The organism is Shewanella sp. 125m-7, assembly GCF_052977045.1.
The window spans coordinates 16,174-35,780 of sequence record NZ_JBRILQ010000025.1 but is presented as its reverse complement, the minus strand read 5'-3'; the positions used below and the strand labels follow the sequence as shown (position 1 = coordinate 35,780).

Annotated in this window: 19 protein-coding genes and 2 pseudogenes; 11 read left to right on the top strand and 10 right to left on the bottom strand. The window is 42.6% G+C overall.

The features are described 5' to 3' along the window. The first annotated feature begins 150 nt into the window (after positions 1-150). Positions 151-846 carry a DUF3334 family protein gene (locus tag ACVBIL_RS12590; protein ID WP_447167317.1) on the top strand — a complete coding sequence of 232 codons (696 nt, stop codon included), beginning with the start codon at positions 151-153 and terminating at the stop codon, positions 844-846. 89 nt (positions 847-935) lie between these two features. Here ACVBIL_RS12590 and ACVBIL_RS12585 read toward each other — a convergent pair whose 3' ends face one another. Continuing rightward, the gene (locus tag ACVBIL_RS12585; protein ID WP_447167316.1) at positions 936-1,577 is read right to left on the bottom strand and encodes a 3'-5' exonuclease; all 642 of its coding nucleotides are present in this window, start codon (positions 1,575-1,577) and stop codon (positions 936-938) included. Positions 1,578-1,774: 197 nt separating this feature from the next. Between ACVBIL_RS12585 and ACVBIL_RS12580 the strand changes: the two genes are divergently transcribed. After that, entirely contained in the window at positions 1,775-2,920 is a 1,146-nt protein-coding gene (locus ACVBIL_RS12580) for a ribosomal protein uL16 3-hydroxylase (protein WP_447167315.1), read from the top strand. Positions 2,921-3,097: 177 nt separating this feature from the next. On the opposite strand, the gene ACVBIL_RS12575 is transcribed toward ACVBIL_RS12580, so the two are convergent. Further along, complete coding sequence (locus ACVBIL_RS12575) at positions 3,098-4,057, bottom strand: transporter (protein ID WP_447167314.1); 960 nt, start codon at positions 4,055-4,057, stop codon at positions 3,098-3,100. Between the two features lie 217 nt (positions 4,058-4,274). On the opposite strand from ACVBIL_RS12575, the gene ACVBIL_RS12570 reads away from it, so the two are divergent. Then, positions 4,275-4,868, top strand: coding sequence for a GreA/GreB family elongation factor (locus ACVBIL_RS12570; RefSeq protein ID WP_447167313.1), 594 nt, complete (start codon positions 4,275-4,277; stop codon positions 4,866-4,868). Between the two features lie 140 nt (positions 4,869-5,008). Next, positions 5,009-5,383 (top strand): annotated as a pseudogene (locus tag ACVBIL_RS12565) (ISAs1 family transposase); the annotation flags it as partial. A 188-nt stretch (positions 5,384-5,571) separates the two neighbouring features. Here the strand turns inward: ACVBIL_RS12565 and ACVBIL_RS12560 are convergent. The 7 genes and pseudogenes from ACVBIL_RS12560 to ACVBIL_RS12530 form a co-directional block, all read right to left on the bottom strand. Beyond that, positions 5,572-5,787, bottom strand: a complete 216-nt coding sequence (locus ACVBIL_RS12560) for an IS66 family transposase (protein ID WP_447167312.1) — start codon at positions 5,785-5,787, stop codon at positions 5,572-5,574. 59 nt (positions 5,788-5,846) lie between these two features. Then, positions 5,847-6,518, bottom strand: a pseudogene (tnpC, locus tag ACVBIL_RS12555) (IS66 family transposase); the annotation flags it as partial. Beyond that, entirely contained in the window at positions 6,440-6,649 is a 210-nt protein-coding gene (gene tnpB / locus ACVBIL_RS12550; protein WP_447167311.1) for an IS66 family insertion sequence element accessory protein TnpB, read from the bottom strand. The gene tnpB and the pseudogene tnpC, both read right to left, overlap by 79 nt. A 70-nt stretch (positions 6,650-6,719) precedes the next feature. Beyond that, the gene (locus tag ACVBIL_RS12545) at positions 6,720-7,481 is read right to left on the bottom strand and encodes a helix-turn-helix transcriptional regulator (RefSeq protein ID WP_447167310.1); all 762 of its coding nucleotides are present in this window, start codon (positions 7,479-7,481) and stop codon (positions 6,720-6,722) included. A 127-nt stretch (positions 7,482-7,608) separates the two neighbouring features. Further along, on the bottom strand, positions 7,609-9,540 hold the full coding sequence (locus ACVBIL_RS12540; protein ID WP_447167309.1) for a hypothetical protein: 1,932 nt from the start codon (positions 9,538-9,540) through the stop codon (positions 7,609-7,611). A gap of 229 nt (positions 9,541-9,769) precedes the next feature. Further along, positions 9,770-10,486, bottom strand: a complete 717-nt coding sequence (locus ACVBIL_RS12535) for a helix-turn-helix transcriptional regulator (protein WP_447167308.1) — start codon at positions 10,484-10,486, stop codon at positions 9,770-9,772. Positions 10,487-10,873: 387 nt separating this feature from the next. Further along, positions 10,874-12,826: a hypothetical protein gene (locus ACVBIL_RS12530; RefSeq protein ID WP_447167307.1), complete on the bottom strand. Its 1,953-nt coding sequence runs from the start codon at positions 12,824-12,826 to the stop codon at positions 10,874-10,876. A gap of 529 nt (positions 12,827-13,355) precedes the next feature. Between ACVBIL_RS12530 and ACVBIL_RS12525 the strand changes: the two genes are divergently transcribed. From ACVBIL_RS12525 to ACVBIL_RS12500, 6 genes are all read left to right on the top strand, one after another. Continuing rightward, complete coding sequence (locus ACVBIL_RS12525; RefSeq protein ID WP_447167306.1) at positions 13,356-14,933, top strand: reductive dehalogenase; 1,578 nt, start codon at positions 13,356-13,358, stop codon at positions 14,931-14,933. Between the two features lie 10 nt (positions 14,934-14,943). After that, positions 14,944-15,222 (top strand): hypothetical protein, encoded by a 279-nt coding sequence (locus ACVBIL_RS12520; protein ID WP_447167305.1) that lies wholly within the window; start codon positions 14,944-14,946, stop codon positions 15,220-15,222. A gap of 63 nt (positions 15,223-15,285) precedes the next feature. Then, complete coding sequence (locus tag ACVBIL_RS12515; RefSeq protein WP_447167304.1) at positions 15,286-16,476, top strand: FMN-binding protein; 1,191 nt, start codon at positions 15,286-15,288, stop codon at positions 16,474-16,476. A 36-nt stretch (positions 16,477-16,512) separates the two neighbouring features. Continuing rightward, on the top strand, positions 16,513-16,677 hold the full coding sequence (locus ACVBIL_RS12510; RefSeq protein WP_447167303.1) for a hypothetical protein: 165 nt from the start codon (positions 16,513-16,515) through the stop codon (positions 16,675-16,677). Between the two features lie 4 nt (positions 16,678-16,681). Continuing rightward, complete coding sequence (locus tag ACVBIL_RS12505) at positions 16,682-17,290, top strand: hypothetical protein (RefSeq protein ID WP_447167302.1); 609 nt, start codon at positions 16,682-16,684, stop codon at positions 17,288-17,290. Positions 17,291-17,438: 148 nt separating this feature from the next. After that, positions 17,439-17,732: a hypothetical protein gene (locus ACVBIL_RS12500; RefSeq protein ID WP_447167301.1), complete on the top strand. Its 294-nt coding sequence runs from the start codon at positions 17,439-17,441 to the stop codon at positions 17,730-17,732. 10 nt (positions 17,733-17,742) lie between these two features. Here ACVBIL_RS12500 and ACVBIL_RS12495 read toward each other — a convergent pair whose 3' ends face one another. Beyond that, a complete protein-coding gene (locus tag ACVBIL_RS12495) occupies positions 17,743-18,654 on the bottom strand; it encodes a LysR family transcriptional regulator (RefSeq protein WP_447167300.1) in 912 nt (303 codons plus the stop codon). Between the two features lie 718 nt (positions 18,655-19,372). On the opposite strand from ACVBIL_RS12495, the gene ACVBIL_RS12490 reads away from it, so the two are divergent. Then, positions 19,373-19,597: a helix-turn-helix transcriptional regulator gene (locus ACVBIL_RS12490; RefSeq protein WP_447167299.1), complete on the top strand. Its 225-nt coding sequence runs from the start codon at positions 19,373-19,375 to the stop codon at positions 19,595-19,597. Positions 19,598-19,607: the final 10 nt, after the last annotated feature.

Sequence of the window (19,607 nt, the reverse complement as noted above, 5' to 3'; positions counted from 1 at the left end):
GTAAACTAGGAGTTCGACGGCCTATACTAAGGGTGACAATGTTAAGTCATGAGTTTATTGGTGATAAAACCATTTTGATTACGGGTTTTACTTTGTTTTGTTAAATTAGTGGGGCAATATAATGGCGATTATTTTTAAAAGGTTATTTTTATGCAATCGACAGTTACCGTTAGTAGTGACGATATTTTATTAAAGCTATGTCATTCTGTATCCCACGTGTTATCAAGCACAACCCATAGCCAAATTACTCATGCTGGTATGGTTCAAACTATTACGCGAACCTGCCTAAAGCCTGATTTAGGATGTTTTTCTATTTTTGATGGAGGCTTCTCTGGATTGGTGGTGATTAATTTTTCGGCTCCCGCCGCATTAGAGATCTATCGTGAATACATGCTCAACATGGGAATGCCAGAGTCTGAACTGGCATTTTCACACACCTCTGATGAAGTCGGCAATGTGATGGGCGAATTGATGAATCAGATTTTGGGTGATTTTATTAATAAAATCAGTAAAGAGTTACAAACGAGCATTAGCCAAAGCCAACCGAAGATGCTGACCATCAATAAAGAGCTAACCATTTCTATTGATACTAACTTAGATGAAGCGGTTGCAAGAAGAGTGTCCTTTAAAACTCAAAGCAATCATGTGTTCTATCTTGAGTTTGCAATGGACAAGACAGAGTTTATAAAGCTAAGTGAATTTGAAACTGACGAAGAGTTTGACTTAGATGAATTACTTGCAGAGCACGGGCAATTACTTGCAAATCCAGCCTCTGTGAACAAGACGAATAAGCCTGCGGCGACAAAAACGGATGCGGATGATCTACTCGACGAGCTAGGGATATAAATTTATCAATTGTGTATAGAATTTTATATTGAGCACTGTTTAGCTGTTATTACGCCAATGGTCATAACGGCTAAACAGTGCTGCAAGCATTAGCGTTGACGTGCCAAATATTGACCTACATTACTTTTGCTTTGTTTAGCAATAGCTTGCAATAATGAAAATGCTGGCCGCTGTATTTGATAGTCAGTGTTTAAATCATCAAGCATAGCGAGCCAAAGGTCGGCGGTCATCTCACTATCTGCTAACGCCCGGTGAAATACGCCATCATGCTGGATATTTTTATATTGTATTAAACTGCCGAGTTTATGGTTCGGTGCATCTTGATACAATCTTCGTGCAATTAACATCGAGCAGGCAAATTGGCCTGAATAGTGGCAGTTTACTCGGCTCAGTTCAGCATCCAAAAAGCGTTGATCGAATGATGCATTATGGGCAACCAGATTATAGTCACCGATAAAGTCCGCAAATTGTGCCATCACGACTTCGCAAGACTGGGCGTCAATCAACATTTCGTTGCTGATCCCCGTATAGTTCTCAATAAATCCACTGACCCTAAAACCCGGATTCATCAATTGTTGGAATGTGTCTATAACCTTGCCGTCTTTAAGCATGACTGCACCGATTTCAATTGCTCGGTCACCTTGGGTTGGAGAGAGGCCCGTTGTTTCAAAATCGAGCACTATGACGGTGTCGGCGTGTTGAATTAGGCGTGAATGAGTTGTATTGGCCAAAGTGGATCATCATCAATAAAGTTTGTTTGATATTGTATTGATCCTTAAAGTGCAGTCAATCAAGTTATGACACAGGATGACGCTTTAGGCTATTTTGACTGATACCTGCACAAATTAAGCATGTTTTCATGATCCGACCGAGATTTTTTATTGCATTTTTTTGGTACCATGCGCGCAAATTTTAGTGAGTATGTCACATGCAATTAGATATAAATGGTTTAACACCTGAACAGTTTCTTAAAGAATATTGGCAAAAGAAACCGTTAGTGATCCGTCAAGGTTTTAAAAACTTTCAAGATTTGTTGTCTCCTGATGAGATGGCGGGTTTGGCATGCGAAGAAATGGTGGAGTCTCGTAGAGTCTATCGCGAAGATGGCAACTGGCAGGCTGAGTTTGGACCTTTTGAATCTTATGACCACTTGGGTGAAAATGACTGGACCTTGATTGTCCAGGCGCTAAACAACTGGGTACCAGAGGCTGAAGAGTTACTTAAGTGCTTTGATTTCATTCCGCGCTGGCGCTTAGATGATGTGATGGTTAGTTATGCGACACCTGGCGGTGGCGTTGGTCCACACATAGATCTATATGATGTATTTATCTGCCAAGGTTCGGGTCGTCGCAGATGGCGAGTGGGGGATTTAGGCCCTCATAAAGAGTTCGCAGCGCACCCAGCCTTACTGCATACCGAAGCGTTTGAGCCTATCATTGATGTGGAATTACTTCCCGGCGATATTTTATATCTGCCACCAGGTTTCCCTCACGATGGGGTAACGTTAGAGCCATCAATGAGTTTTTCAGTGGGTTATCGTACCGCTACTGCAAAGGATATGGTTAGCGCGTTAGCAGATCACCTGATCGATAAAGAGATGGGTGCTCAGCAAATAAGCGACCCAGAACGCAGCTTAAGTCAGCACTCAGGCTTGATTGATGAGCAAGACTTAGCACGGATTAAGCAGCAGCTTATTGAGACATTAGACGACACGTTAATTAGTGAGTTTAGTGGCCGTTATTTGACTCAATCAAAGTGTGAGCTGGATTTACCTGAAGAGATACTTGGCTTTGATGTTGAAGATGTTAAAGCCATCTTACAAGAGCAACCTCTTATTCGTTTAGGTGGACTTCGCTGCCTGTACTTTGCTGCAACACTGGCCGATGGCATGATGTATATCAACGGTGAGCAAGTACAATTTGTTGAAGGACAATCTGCTCTAATTGAGACCTTGTGTAACAAGCAGATGCTAACATCTGCGGATATCGCAGATTGGCTCAATGATAAAGACGTCATGCAGCAATTAACGCAATGGGTTAATGCGGGTTATTGGTACTTTGATGACGTTGAGTAAATAGCGGCTGTTTGTGCGGATTTTATGGCATAACCGGTTAATATAGCTTGATAAACATAGCTCAGTAGCAAATCTGCAATTGAGCTATGTTTTTACCCAAGTTTTTACCAAACTCACCCTGCAAACACTTTTCCGTACAATAATTTTATTTTTAAACTTACCGCCAAACTAACGCCGCTAGAATCGGTATTGCCATAGCGCTCCTAAGGTATCAAAATCATTACCAACTTCAGTGATTACCCCTGTATTAGCATATAATTTAATGCTGTGTTGAGCGTTAATAGGGAAGGCGTAGGTCACACCAAAGCGGGAATTACGTTGCTCATCCAATGAACTGATTTTATCGCGACTGGTTTCGCCACCAAAAAATAGGTTACCGTTAATTGAAATCCAATGGCCGCGGTTTAAACTATAAATAAGATGTCCTTGCAGAGTATATTGAGGCTCTTGCTCTAAGCTGGCATTACCAATGTATTGATTGTTATCTCCGTATAGCCGAACCGAGGCTATCAAATCGTAATACCAGTTACCGAGTTTGTGAGACATGCCAACGCCCGGCCTAAATACCCAGCGATTGCTACCCGCATTTAATAATCTAGTTGGATCATAGCTTCCAAAGGGGAAGCTAATTTGAACACTTGTGCCAATCACTACGCCTTGTTGCCAATTGGCGAAATCCTTAGCTTGTAATGCTGGCGCGCCGTAAAAATTCCAGGTGAGCCGCATAGTTGGATCGCCATATCCACAGCGGTCCGCTTTAACTTGTTCATTATTATGTATTGCGCTGCCCTTATAACAGACTCGTGTTGCAGCCATATCGAGTTTTGATGAGCTTCCAGCTAAAGCAAAAGTATGGGCATATCCAACCACTGCGGCATTGATTGTTACGTTTGCATCTGTAATCGGGGCCGACGGAGCAGGAGAAAGATCTCCTTGAGAACGCACAACACCCGCTGCGATAAAGTTCATACCGATAGGTATATTGGTGTAGCTGCGAGGTTCTAGATCTTGGGCTGCAGCATAGCCGCTAAATAGCGAAGTCATTAATGCCGCGCCTTGAAAGCAAACAAGCCAATGACTGTAGCATTGGCAGTTTGGCTGTGAATTCTCTTTGTCGTCGAGCTGATTATTAACCAATCTTACTCCTTTAAAAACGACTGAGCGAGGTGAGATGTTTAAGTTGATTTCAGTTTAATACTTTGACCACTATTTCTACAGGTCTATCACTAAGTTAACGAGTTCACAGGGATTATCAAGTGACAATTACGCTCCCAAATGAATATAACCTCAGTTTTTTTTATATGAGTTTGTTAATCTATGTGTAGTCGCTACTTTTTACTCAGGATAACAAAACGTGTTATCAATTAACAAGTTAAATACACTAATATTGGCAGCACTAGAAAATGCATACGCAAGTGCTAGTGCAGCAGCAAGTCGCGCTCATGAAACCGCAACGGGTAGTGAAAGTATTGCCGAAAATAAGTATGACACATTTGGGTTAGAGGCCTCATACCTTGCTCATGGGCAATCAATGCGGGCGGCACAGTGCAGGGCGGATATAGAAGCATTTAGACAACTCTTCGCCACTGCAGACCTTGTCGGAAACGCGGCTGATATTGCACTATTAAATAATGATATCGCCAATACAGATCCTACAGTGGCAGAGAGTACGAGTACCGAATTTATCAGTCAACAAAGCTGCAACAAACAGCGGCAAGTACGTCTAGGGCGGGTTGTTGTCTTAGTTGATGAGGATGATAAACGTCAATATTTGTTTGTAGGTCCTAGTGCTGGTGGGCTAAAGATCCACCTTGACGGTATATTTGTGCTGATAGTCACGCCTGCGTCACCTTTGGGCGCCGCTGTAATGAATAAATGTAAGGGTGAAGAGTTCTGCTTGAACATTGGTGGCGTTAAACGCTATTTTGACGTTGTATGGGTAAGCTAGGTATTGAGCAGAGGCTGGTCATGAGTGTTATGTGAGCAATTTAAGTAAATATTTGACCTGTTCAAGTGCTTCTGATCTTATACTCCTTTTTAAGGTGTCAGATTATGTATATCGAATCATTTAAATAACATTTTAGCGCGATTGAAGACCATCGCCAAAGTGCAAAAATCACCTATCCACTGTTCTATATACTGTTCGGTTCTCTGTGTGTGGCGATTGAAAGTTCAAATGGTTGGTTCGATACTCAATAATACATTCTAGGTCACCATCACTGGTTAAAAACGCAGAAAACGTTTACTGATGGCTTCCCTGCTGACGATACAATTGCTAGAACAATTTCAGTCATTAATCCTGAAAGTTTTAACGTGTGTTTTTTTGATTGGGTACAATCTGTTCACCAGCTGACTAATGGAGACGTTATTGCGATTGATGGAAAAACACTACGCGGTTTATCTAATCAGGATGACCGAAACAGCACTACTCATATAATAAGTGCTTATGCTTCAGCAAGGCGTCGTTGATCAAATAGCAGTTCTAGATGCAGCTACCCCAAGTGTTTTATCGAATTAGGCAACTTGTTTCCTAATTGGCATCCCTAGTTCTATTACTTTGTTTATTGCTTTTACTCCAGCCAAAGCTTCGTGAGCGTCCGGTGAACAACGCCTTGCTTAGATCAACGAGTCAGGACAAGAGGCTATTAAGGTCACAGTTTGAGGCTGTAATAGATGGCTTTGCCCAAAGCACTTTTCTCTGACACTTGCGGCGCAGATTTATCCAACCATTGTTTAAATAGCGCGAGCTGAGCACTTGAGTGAGTACGCCTAAAGTACAGCCGCTCTTCAAGCGACAGCTCCTTGATTTGACTCTCTATACGATACAGCTTAGCTATCATGTTGAGCGCCATATCCGCTTTACTCATTTTACCTGTCTTATTTTTACCTTGTGCTACTGTCGCTTCTTTGAATTACGCCGCGCATGTGAGCAATACACCCACATATAGGATTTTACTCGCTCGTCGTTAATCACTTTGAGTGTGGTTTCATCAGCATGGATTATCTGTTGTATTAATAGATGTTGGTGCAGTAAATCATATAAGGGTTTAAACAAGGCCGCTGACTTCATCATCCAGTCAGACATCGTTTGTCGACTTAATTCAATACCATGTTGCTTAAACAGGGTTTCTTGCCTGTAGAGCGGCAATGCATACTGATATTTACTGGTAATGAGTTGGCTTAGTAAACTCGGTGTCGCAAATCCTTTAGGGATTGGGCTAACAGGGACCAGCGCTTGTTTGATATTCGCTTGCGTCCCTTTCGTTTCGCAATGCTTGCAGCTGTATTTCAACCTAATGTGCTCAATGACACTAATTTGCGCGGGAATAAATTTGAGCTTTTCACTGCTATCTTGTCCCATCACGGTCAGCTGATGACCACAAGCACACTGTTTATCGGCTTCGCTAATGTCATGAGTGATGACTTCGCGAGGCAGGTCTTTAGACAATGGCTGGCGCTTGGCGCGTTTTTTAGGGGGAGCAACATCACCTGTCGTTAACTCAACCGGTGCATCGGCAGTCACTTCTGCTTCGTTAAACAGCTCACCTTGATAATCATGGCTCTCACTGCTCGCCCCGAAGCGTTTCTGTTGTACCAAAGCGCAAAGCCGGTGCTATCCCAGTACAGGATTTTTAATTTATCACGCCCTTTATTACAAAAAACAAACACGCTGCCGTCAATAGCCTGTAGCGACAGTTGTTGTTCAACGATAATGGCTAAGCTCTTCACGACTAAGATTTTATTAACTGATGGGCCTAGGTTTGTAGCCCATCTTATTTGAGATATCAATACTAGAAACTTAGTTCAACACCCCTAATGAGTGAGCAAAACTCACCAGTTGAGCCCTGTTCTTGGCATTAAACAGCTCTTTGAGTCTATTTTGGTGATAGTGTACGCCGCTTTCTGTCATCACCAACTGTTCACCTATCTCTTCGCAGGAATACCCTTGGGCAGTCAGTTCTAAAACCTGTATTGCCTTGGCTGAAAGGCAGTTAAAGTTACTGATTGGATTAAGCTGCGCTATAAATTGTTCGTTGAATAGGCTGGAGTAAAGTTCAAGCTGTTGGTGTATTGTTGCTTGGTGTGTCTTTAAGCTTTGATTAAGAGCTTCTCGTTCCAAAGGAGAAAAGAATACAAATACCGCAAACCAGTCAGGGTTGTATTTTACAGGTAGGAACCATACCCCTCGACTAACAATACCATGCTCATTCATTAGGCGTTTAAATTGCTCACCTTTAGTTCCTGTATAATCAGGCTCTCGCCAGACATTTGCACCAAGTACATTGGTTTGTTTATATCCATTATCACTGTTAGCAAAAGATTCTAAATAAGAGTGACGGAACCGTCTTATTTTATCGGTAGAGAAGATTGAATATCGAGCATTTAGCATCTCTTGAGGAAGGCGGCGTGTTAATTTTTTGAAGCCTATTATTTCTGAAACTATTTTTTTGGTAGTAATGCCATAATGAAAATCACTAACTCCATAGGTTTCGAAAAATACTTTTATTGAATTGAGTTGATCATTGGATATGTTGCAGGATTTTGTTTTAATGTGATTCATAACAAACTTCAATAGTATTTTGTGTTATCTATCAGGTAGATGCGGCGTTGTTTGAGGTGAGTATATGTTATTAAGGGCTGGCGTTCTATTAATTACCAGCCCTTCTTCTCTAACTGTTAACTACCTCTTAAATAGTGTTAGGATGACAAGTCATACATGAGTAAGGATCTGGGAACACTCGACTCATATCCCAGTCAGAGTTCTTTGAGCTCATCAAGTCTGAATATTCTTCAAAGTTCCCGTTCTTATCTCTTGGAAGCGAGTTAAGCTCCTTCGGTGTGTTGGTATTGTATATGGCGACATTACTTCTTATCTCGCCGTTAATCGATTGATAGCGTTTTTGGGTGGATGCGTCACCATGATGCTTTGGTCGATTCTCTTTACTATCGTGACACCAGAAACAGCGTGCAGTCTCTCCATGCCCTTCAGGAGCGCCGTTACTGCCATGACAGGTTGAACAGTAGTAAGGTTGCGTCTCATCGAAGCCATCGCTACTGTTTATCGGCCAGCTAGAGCCACCGTGTCCAAGCGGATCCTTCATTTCGTTATGACACTCGGTGCAATCAGCTATTCCCCAGCCAAAATGGGTCGATTTTAATATTTGTTCCTCTGAGCTATCTGGTAGCTCAAAAACTTGAAGCGTCATAATATCGGTGCCGTCCTCAGCCTGACTAAAGTCGCGCTCTATGATCTTTTTACCAGAAAACTCAGGCATTCCCCAGACATCATAATGAGATTTAATACTGATAACGGCAGTTTCGATTGGTTGATTCATTACCCAGACATCTGACATAACGTGAATGCCAGTTATTCCGCCAAAGTTGGTTCTCCAGTCGATACGACAATGTTCAGGATCGACTATTAAGTCTTGACCACCACTTTGTGGAGAAGAGAAGTCACACACAGAATGACGAGCGAAGTCCTTGATGGTTGTCTTCTCACCGTAGGCGGTTGTCCAGCCACGACCTACATCAGAAGTAATACCTTTTGCACGCCAGAGTCCGAAATGACCCACCTTAGCTCCAGTAGAAAGGTTTGGCCAATAGTTGAACATTATGTCGGTGCCTTGATCGGCTGCTGATAGGAAGATATCCATCATAGTGATCACGCCAGGCTGGAAAATATCAGGACGCATGTTGTGGGCGGTGACTTCTAGATCTTTGATGACAGTTACATTGTCAGGTGTCGGCGAGATAGTCAGTTCAGGAAGAATAACCTTACCACCCGCCTTTGCTAAGCGAGCCATTTCTTTATCTTGTACCCAACGACGGCGCTCAGTCATTTCCGGTGAAAGAGGCTGGAAACGAATTGTCATATCTTGATCGGCCCAATACTGATCCATGCGGTTATAGGTTATTTCACCCTGAGGTCCTATTCCACTGATTGTGCTGTTAATCTTTTTAAAGTCTCCCCCAGAGTTGTTAAAGCGGAAGTGCCAGTTTTTACCTTTATAATTATCATAGACATCATTATCTTGCTCATCGAAAATACCATCACCATTTTGGTCCCAAGAAAGTATAAATTCATAGGTATCTCGGCCGCTATCTTCAGGGCGTGTTATTGAGTCAAACCTTAGATCATCACGGGTTAAGACCAGATATCGTAATGCATCGAATACAGAATAATGATCCTCAACAAAAATGTCAGAGCGGGCACTACCCGCACCTAAGCCATCTGGATTAGTCATTAACAGTTCATGCATCTTGGCCGCATCAATTTTGATCGTGTCTTCATCTTGGTTAAACACGCCAACTGCATGTGCATCACGTTCGTCTATCCAGCCATCTTTATTAAAATCTACATCCGGTCCGCCGATGATAGGCTTATCTTTATTGACTAAATCACTATTGTCATGAATCCATTTAGTAACAGGATCGTCATAACGTCCTAACTTAACGTAGAAATCTCGGAATTTGGCTTCAGGTTTAATATTTTGAGTCAAATATTTTGACTTTTCTGGCTCAGGAACCTCTGGTGTTACCGGAGTTTGTGGCGAGTCATCGCTGCCACAGCCTGCTAACATACTTAGAATAAGTGCGCTCAGTAGCTGTTTTTTCATCATCATTTCTCTCGATACGAATCGTAAATTTTTTTTAAATTATACAAATCACTCTGAATTTGCTGATACGAGGTTAGCCGAAACGATAAAGCAAAACGCTACGACTAGTCGTAGTGTTTTGCTGGAGCAGGGAGAGTTGTGACCGATATGGAATTAATACTTATAGGGATAAGCTTTTAGAGTGGAGCAAACTATTTAGGCGATTTGAATTTTTTTGTCATTGGCCTGGTTATTTGAGCACACCAAGAGTGTGGGCAAAACTGACTAACTGAACGCGATTTTTAGCGTTAAACAGCTCTTTAAGTCTATTTTGATGATAGTTGACGCCACTTTCAGAGATAACGAGTTGTTCACCAATTTCATCACTAGAATACCCTTGGGCGGTTAACAGCAGCACCTGTAAGCTTTTATCTGAGAGACAATTATAGTTAGTGATTGGATTTATTTGAGTAATACATTGATCGTTAAACAAAGTCGAATACAGCAATAGTTGATGATCTATCTCATCTTGGTTGGCTGTTATTTTTTGCTTAAGCACGTCTTGTTCTAGATCTGAATGGAACACAAATACAGAGTCCCAATTAGGATTGTATTTGGTCGGAAGGCGCCAGGTGCCCCAGCTTTTAATATTGAGTTCATCTCTTAAACGTTGCAATTGCAAGCCTTTCGGTGAGCGAAGGTCTGCATTTTTTAAAAAATTTAGCCCCATAAATTGCGGCTCTGAGAATCCGAGATCATAACTGGCAAAATGCGTCAGATATTGGTGTCGGTACTCCATGATCTCAATACTCGAAAACCCCATAAAACGTGCATTAAGCATTTCGTCCGCTCTGCGCCGACGCAATCGCTTAAATGGAGAAGAGTTGGTTTGCTTCGCCTTAATTGTGATGCCATAAAAGAACTCGGTGATCCCATAGGATCTTAGATAGTCAGAAACTAAATTCATATGTTTTGGGTTAAGATTGCAGGGTCTAGTTGTACTGTTTTTCATGGGCAGATTGGTTAATGAATAGTTAAGAGTACTTGGTTGTTACTCATTGAATCGACAGAGGAAGTTAGTTAATGCAGCATACATTCATACTCTATTTACATCAATTGCTTGAAGGGGCTATAAGGTCCTAACGAGAATGTGAATGCTAAATATGTGATATAGACATAATTTAAGGTTAATAATGTAACAAAGACATATAATTACCCGCTACATTCGACTAGGGTTTACAGCTTTACCCTCGTATTAGAATATTATCTTCGCTTTAAAAATATGAGCCTGCCAAACATTTCAATTCAGAGCATCTTGCTTTGAAATGTCTGACAGGTTCAATGTAATAATTAGCTATTTAGCTGAGGTTTTATGGCAAGTCATACAAGAGTATGGATCTGGAAATGCCTTACTCATATTCCAGTCAGAGTTAATCGAACTCCATACCTTATCTAACTCTTTAAAGTTACCCATATTATCTCTTGGTAAGGCATTTATTTCAGATGGTGCGTTGTAAATATGGCTATTACCCTTGACATCATCACCTTGAAAGAGACGTTGAGTAGAGGCATCACCGTGGTGTGCCGGGCGGCTAGTATCGGAATCATGACACCAGAAACAACGAGCAGTTTCTCCGTGTGCATCGGGGGCACCATTACTACCGTGACAGGTGGCACAGTAGTAAGGCTGTGTTTGATCAAAACCATCGCTACTGTTTATAGGCCAGCTGTGGCCACCATGTCCTAAAGGCGACTTAGTTTCATTATGGCACTCGGTGCAATCGGCGATACCCCAACCAAAATGAGTCGACTGTAAAACAGGCTCTTCTTCGGCGTCAGGTAGGGCGAAAACTTGTAGCGTCATGATATCAGAGCCGTCTTCTGCTTCGCTGAAGTCCCGCTCAACAATATCATTGCCAGAAAACTCTTCCATTCCCCAGGTCTTATAGTGATCCAAATAGGCCGCAGCCGCATACTCAGGAGGCTGGTTCATCACCCATACATCCGACATCAGATGCAGTACTGTGCCGCCGAATCTTGACTGCCAATCGCGACGGCAATCTTCAGCCGGTACAATTAAACCTTGTGATGAGAAATCACAGGTAGAATGGCGACCAAAATCATGATCAATGGCAAATTCTCCAAACTTGGTACTCCAGCCACGTCCAACAGAAGAGGCGACGCCTTGTGCGCTAAAGAGCGCAAAACCACCCACCTCGGCTCCTGTTGACAGATTTGGCCAGTAGTTAAACTTAATATCTAGGCCTGCATCGGCAGCAGAAAGAAACATATCCATGCCGGTGATCACGCCAGGCTGGAAAATATCGGGTCTCATATTATGGGCGGTGACTTCCAAGCCTTTAACCATAGTGGGTGTTGCTGGCTTTGGTGGAACCACCATAAACTGTGGAACGATTACCTTACCGCCATTTTGGTCGAGGCGCTTCATTTCAGTATCTTGAACCCATTGACGTCGTTGGGTCATTGCGTTTGAAAAGGACTGGAAACGTATCAACATGCCAGGTTTAAGCCAAAACTGATCCATACGTTCATAGGTGCCTTCACCTTGTGGGCCGATACCATTTAGGGTGCCGTTCTCTTTGGTTCCGCCGTTTTTGGTCTGGCCATTTTCAAAGGTAAACCTAAAGTGCCAATCTGGGCTTTCAAAGTTACTGGCATTGACGCCGCAGCCATAAATATCATCGGGATCGGTACTGATATTATCCGAATCGCTAAACTCGCCGTCACCATTACAGTCCCATGAAACTGTGTACTCATAGGTATCTCGGCCAGTGTAATCATGAGCGACAACTTTATCTAATCGTAAATCGTCGCGGGTTAAGGCTAGGTAGCGAAGGGCATCGAATGCAGAGTAGTGACCGGTAACAAAAATATCACCTCGGGCGCTGCCAGCGCCTAATCCGTCCGGGTTTGTCATTAACAGTTGATGCATTTTTGCTGTATCTACTGCAATAACTTTCTCGGGCTCGTTAACTATGCTCGCTAGCACCGCGTCACGTTCATCAGCGGCATAAATAACGCCATTTTCTGGTCGGTCATGGCCGTGATCTACATCTCCCAAATGTTTAGCCTCATCGCTCTGTAACCAGGCTTTAACCGGATCAGGATAACGGCCTAAATTAACGTAGAATTCACCCTCAAATTTAGCTTCTGGTTTAACATCAAGCATTAGGTATTTAGACGTTTCTGGATCAGGCTCTGGTGTCGGTATCGTGTGGGTATTGTCATCACTGCCACAACCTAACAGTAGTGTTAGCACAAAGGTGCTTATCAAGGTTTTCTTCATCATCATTCTCATTGGAATTATTATTAACCCAAGATGGGTGAAAATGAGATTAACGTATCTTTTTTTTTGAAACCTTATCGGATCTGTTAGGTTTTTTTTGCGGCAATGGCAGTTGTGATCTTAATCTAAATTTACGCCGTTAATATATAAACCCAATTTATGGTAAAGCTAAATAGGATCTTATATTGGTTGGTATTAAGTGCCCATGGCAGAAGGTTTAATACAAGCCAAGTTTAAGGGCGGGAGGGGGCAAAAACGACAGAATAAACGTGTGATCTTGTTGTTAAAACACAAGGTCGCTCACAAAATTCCACTTTGATGACAGCCTCGTATTTAATATGCAGAAGTGCAAATGCGCTTGTAGCAATGCTTCCAAGCACTTGATGGGTTAAGTTATCAAATTGGAAATAATCAGTTTCCTGGCATCCTATATTTCTATAATTATCACTCACTTATAATCCTTGTGAATTTGTTATAGCAAAAGTTAGTTGTTTTTTATGAATGGCTATCTAATAACTTGGAGATAAGAATGACCGATAATCGATATCGTGAAGATGATGAGCCAGGGTCGAGCAAAGCCGATGAGCTTGATAATCCCGAAAGACGTAAACTGTTTAAACGTGCAGCTATTGGTGGTGGAGCGGTATTAGCTGCAGGCATAGGGATTTATGGTGCGGGCCGCGTTGCCATCGAGGGGAGCGTGAATAAGGTGTGGCCAGTATTGGCTGACGATTTCAAGCCGTTTCGCGGTGAAAACTTGATATTCTCCTATGCAACGAGTCCTTCTCAAATGATGCGTAGGCCTGAGCTCAACGAGCAATTTGGCCGCTTAGTCAAAGGCAATCCAAATTACAACTTCCAACTTCAGCTTCCTCGTTACGAGGAAAAAGGCTGGGACAACTCACGAATAGGATATACGCAGCTAGACCGTTCATTGTCACATGCCGGCTGGTGCCCTCCGCATAAGTGGGATCTTCGTATGGGAGCTATGAGCTTCCCTAATACCACCTGGTTTTCCTGGGATCAGTCCGATGTAGAACATGAACAGTATAAGTTCGAGTCAAAACAGCAGGCGGCCAATGCCATTCGTAGTGCGGCACGACTGTTCGGTGCTGTACGCTGCGGTATTACACTTAGGGATAAGCGCTGGGACTATTCTCCTATCTATCATGCCGGTCCCTCGAAAGAGATGTTTGAGGCGCTACACCGAAGAGGGATCAATAAGATTGACGACCAGGCGGAAATGGCAAAGGCCATGCAGGCTTTGGGTGCGGAATTTAAGCCAGTAGAAAGTGAACTGTCCTGGGAAAAAGATTTTCCGTTCGAGCCTAAGACTGTAATCGTAATGGCTGTGCCTATGGACTACGATTGTATGGCCGCAGCGCCAGCTCTAACCGCATCGGCAACGGTAGGTGATGCCTATACCAAGATGGCTACCCTCGCATCATCGATGGCGAAATTCCTACGAGGCTTAGGCTACCACGCTGTAGCATCAGGCAACGATCTCGGCAACTCAATAGCCTACGCTATCTCCGCAGGTTTGGGAGAGGGCTCCCGTTTTGGTAGTCTGATTGTTCCCGGATACGGCCCACGAGTTCGTCTCTGTAAGGTCTATACCGATTTTGAATTTGTCGATTATGACGAGCCACACTCTTGGGGCATAGAAGAGTTTTGTAAGAGCTGCAAGGAGTGCGCACATGCTTGCCCATCTGATGCCGTACCTATGGAAGATGAACCTACCTTCAAGTTTATTGGTGAGCACTCAGAACAGCCGGGATACAACTGGAACAACCATGAAGGGATCTTGAAGTATCACAACGATTCTAAGAAATGTTTCGACTACTGGTTAGAGAGCGATAGTGACTGCGGTGCTTGTATCGCAGCCTGTACCTTTAACGAGCCTGATTTTTGGCACCACTGGATGATTGTGGCGGCTAATCCGTTTATTCCTTCAGTGCTTCACAGCGCAATGTCTAAGATGCATCCAGCCTTTGGCTATGGTGCAACGGAAGATCCTGCCAAAGTGGTTAAGTTCTGGAATACCGGTGAGGGAATGCGCGTTAACCCGACTAACCGAAATGTATTTGGCGCTGTAGGTCAATCTTAAGGAGCGTTACATGGAATTACTTGAATTTTTCATCTTAGGGATCATCTTCACCGTTGGCGTTTTCGCCATGGCTTACCTATCAATTAAGGTGACTATGCCTTGGTTTGCTTGGGCTGGAATGATCGGAAGTGGTTTACTATTTTTGTTCGGTCTGGGCTGGGCTGGGAGCTCGTTTGTGGAGGATATCCCTCAATCGGGGGCATTAGGCTTAGCAATCTTCTGTATGCCAGCTTTGCTACTGATGGCCTTTATTTGGAGAAAGTTCGTTCCTAAAGGATTAACGTTTTAACCCGTACAGGGACGGATGACTCTACGGTAATCTGTCCCTATTTCCCGAATGAGAATTCATCTTATGGCTAACATTAAATCCAACCTCTTTCCGATGATAAAAGTATTCGCTTGGCTTAGCCTTGCGGCAGCTTTTGTTATTGGGCACATCAGTAATAAAACGGATTATAACGTCTTACTGAAGCAAGCATTTCCAGGGATCGAGTTGGTTAAGTCACCAGCAGATAATGGCGACCTGTTCCTATACGATTGGACAACCCCAAAGACTGATGATCCCAATTGGGTCGTAGTTGGTCAAGCACAAGGCTACGGCGGCCCATTAGTTGTCGCAACGGCTATAGTGGAAACTGATTCAGGTGTGCGTACTCAATATGTACGTTTGATTGCTCACAAAGAAACGCCACCCTATGTAGAACGCTTGGTTAAGAAGCAGTTTTTCCGCCAACTTGGTAATAGCTCGGTCACTGATGACTTCTTGCTTACACAGGATGTAGACGGTTACTCGGGGGCGACCGTGACTGCTCGAGCCGTCAGCCAGGCGATTAGAGGGTCTGTGCATGTGATGGCGACTGACAAATTTGGAATGGAACCGACTTGGACGGCAGAACCTTGGGTATTTGGTTGGGATGAGATTGGGATGCTACTACTGGTTTCAATTACACTTATTATTAGCCTTAAAACTAAGCATAAAATTATCAACGCCCTCAAGCTAATATTGCCGATAGCGTCTTTGATTTTTGTCGGCTTTTATACAAATGCTTCACTGAGTGTCGGTAGTTTTGCAGGTCTCTTCTTAGGGTATCTACCGGGCCTAAAGCAACACCCTATATGGTGGATCCTAATGGGCACCATTTTTCTAGGCATTATACTGATGGGCCGTAACCTCTATTGCAATAAGTTGTGCCCTTACGCGGCGGTGCAGTCTTTGCTCCATAGTATAACGGGGCTCAATATGAAGGTGCCTAAGTGGCTGAATAAGTATGGTCGTAGCCTTATCTTGACGATGATCTGGGCCTCTTTCATATTGATTTTTCTCTCGGGTCATCCTGCACTCGGTACCTATGAACCTTTCTCTATGATGTTTGCTCTGGAGGGCGTTGGATTGCAGTGGTATATCTTACCGCTATCTCTGTTCGGTGCGTGCTTTATTCCTGATTTTTGGTGTCGCTACTTCTGTCCCGTCGGACTCATTATTAACGAGTCGGTCAAGTTAAGAAGAAAAGCGCTAAACCGCTTTAAAAGGCAATTAGCTTGATCTTGATGGGTTTTAACTCAAATGTAAGGATCCACTATGTCTAGACAGCGTAAGCATGAGGACTCGTCCCTCATTAGTAAAGTGCTCAGTATCACAACGATTGTGCTTATCAGCTTATTTTTCATTGATTCATCTGAGCAATTGATCTCAGACGGATTTATTCAACGATTCATCACCAATTTAGATAGTACTTGGAGATAACAAAGTGAAGTTTGGACCCGTAACTTATTTGATGTGTAATATTTGTCAGCTAACATTGTGTCATCGTCCAATGATCAGTGTCGATGGTCGCCATGCAGACTTATGGAGTGATGGATATGTCGACAGCCCTATGATACCAGAACCTTGCTTAGTCGTTACTTGTGGGCATTGTGACTCGACAATATGGCTTCCAGAACTTGCAATAAGTAAGAACTCAATTAATGCCGTCGATTATCATAAATTGAGTGAAGAGGGGATGCATGACTGGCTTGCTGTTCATGCAAATACACCCTCTGAGCATGAGTTACATATTCGTCAAAAACTCTGGCAGCGGAGTAATCATAGATACCGCCGTAATGAGCGCGCCATTGATTGGAGTGAGTTTGAGGCACAAAACTTAGGAGAGCTACTTGGTTTATTAGATATGCAATCGACCTCAGAGTCTATGATAGCAGTGGAGATCTATCGCCAACTTGGTGCTTTTACTAAAGCAGAACAAAAGCTTGAGCAGATTAGTTCAGCGCTTCCTTTAGATCTGGTTACTCAAGTCATGAATCGAATAGAAGCTAAAGATCGCCGAGTATTTAGCCTTAAAATGGCCTTAAGTCAGTGACATTAGAACCGTTAAAAAGTTAAATAATAACCCACGGGGCAAGCAGATGTTGGCGAGTGAAATCCTTACTCATTTTAGTAAGGATTTGGCCTATGCAAGAGTTATCGGAGCCTATGCATAGAGCACTTGGGCATAGCAGAGTCGACTCATGAGTATCATTTACTGTCGTTTTCTTATTACAACTGAGTTTAGAGGGTGTTTTACTCTGTTGTTGGCTGGGCAAACAGAGATCATTACCGATTTTGATTCGATAAAAGTAAAATGGGAACAGGCCCAACGAGAGCTCTCGTATCCGCTGTCTAAAGGAATAAACCCACGGGTTGATTACAACTTAGTGACGGCTATGGCAGTTTATATATTAAAGCGACTGGTAACGGGGCATATACGCAGCGAAATATCGAGTCAACGGTTAACTTATTTTTTACTTCATCAGTTTGTTTAATCATCCTTTGCTAAGCAATAGCTGGCTTTCCCATTAATTCACTCTCTCTCACCATATCGATAAACAGCCTTATTCTCTGATTTTCAAAAGGGGTTCTAGGATAGATAGCCCAAAGAGGGGCTAAACTTGCGTGACGACGTTCAAACAGTGGAACTAACTCGCCTGTGGTGACATGATCTCGACAGAAAAAGTCAGGTAACCAACAGATCCCATGACCTAATAGGGTCATTTTAAGGGCCGCTTCCGCTTCGTCTAGATACAACTGGCTTTCTACGGCCAGTATTTTTTTCTGTTCACCGTCCAGCCAAAGCCATTCACCTTCGGCTAAATCTGTGTAGTTTAATGCGATAAGGTTGTGAAGGCTTAAGTCCTCAATCCCTTTAGGTTGGCCTTTACGAGCCAGATAGACTGGACTGGCATAGAAGTCCCTATATGAAAGAGCAAAGGGCTCGCATATAAAGCTCTTATCCTCTATAGGTTTGGTATTGAACATGATATCAACATCAAATTTTGTGGCATCAGGTGCCGCCCAAGTGGACTTCATTTCAAGTCGAATACCGGGATAGGCTTCCATAAAACGTGAAAGCACTGGGCCAGCAAGTAATCGATTAAATAGGCCAAGTGCACTGATCCTGAGCGTTCCAGTAGGCTGGCCACCTGCAATCTTCATCTGCTCTATGGCCGTCGTCCAGCGTTCCTCGATAGAGATCGAGTGTTCCATAAAGGCTTTGCCTTCAAAGGTCAGTGAAAGATTTCGAGTTGAGCGATGAAACAGGGTGACACCTAAGTGAATTTCGAGTTGCTTGACCCGTCTAGTGACATTAGGGCGCAATAGTTGTAACGAGTCTGCGGCTCGAGCAAAACTGCCCAGACGGGTAATTTGATTGATCAGTTTAATGTCGTCTAAGGTGACTTGATGCATAGTCGATTATTGAATTAAATGAATAGAGTAGCAGGTTAACAGTAGAACTGGATGAACCCAATATATGCCTAGATGTTTTGGTAGATATATATTGTATTTTTGAGATGTATCAATATTTCGGTAGTTAATTAGAATTGGCTCGAACGGATCTATAACAAAAAATAGCCACTAAATTGGACACTCGTTCCAAAAAGATTAAAGCTCATTATCAGGGACTCCAAATTATGATATATCCATCACACTACCGTTGCACTTAATGGTTAATGTTTGAGCAGGTTTGGTGGTAATTTGTGCTGTAGTTCACATTAACATATAGATGTTATCTTTTAGATAGGAACAAAGAAACGCTTCACATTCTAAAAATTCCAATTACTTATAATATCTACTATCAGTTGATTTGATTTTTTGAGTATTTTTATAAGAGTAGTTAGTTTTTTATTTTGCATTGAATCACTAACGATTATGGAATTAGTATTGTTACGTCCAATAAATTATATGTACTTTTATATAAGTAAACCACATGTTAAATCGGATCTATATTGGCTTGGTATTACCTCATTACCCTGAGGTTGATAATAAAAATAAATGGCCAGCCTTATTAAAACGGATTCAGAGACCAAGGTTAGCCTACTTCACTATAAGATGATTACCATGGTTGGTCTACTGGGTTATTTGTATTTAATAATCACATAAGTAATACCAATTAGGTTGTTGTCAATTGAGTAATGATAAAAGAAAAGAAGAAAAACTATTAACCAGTAAGAAACTGCAGGAGGTGATAAGGCTGACGGCCTTGGGGTTTAGCTCCATTGAAATCGCTAAAGTCTTATATTTAACGCCAAGAGGCGTAGAGTATCATATAAAAAATGCCAAGGATTATTTTGGCGCTAATAATAAAACCCATTTAATATATCTAGCTATTAAAAGAGGCTGGATAAACTAATAATAGGATG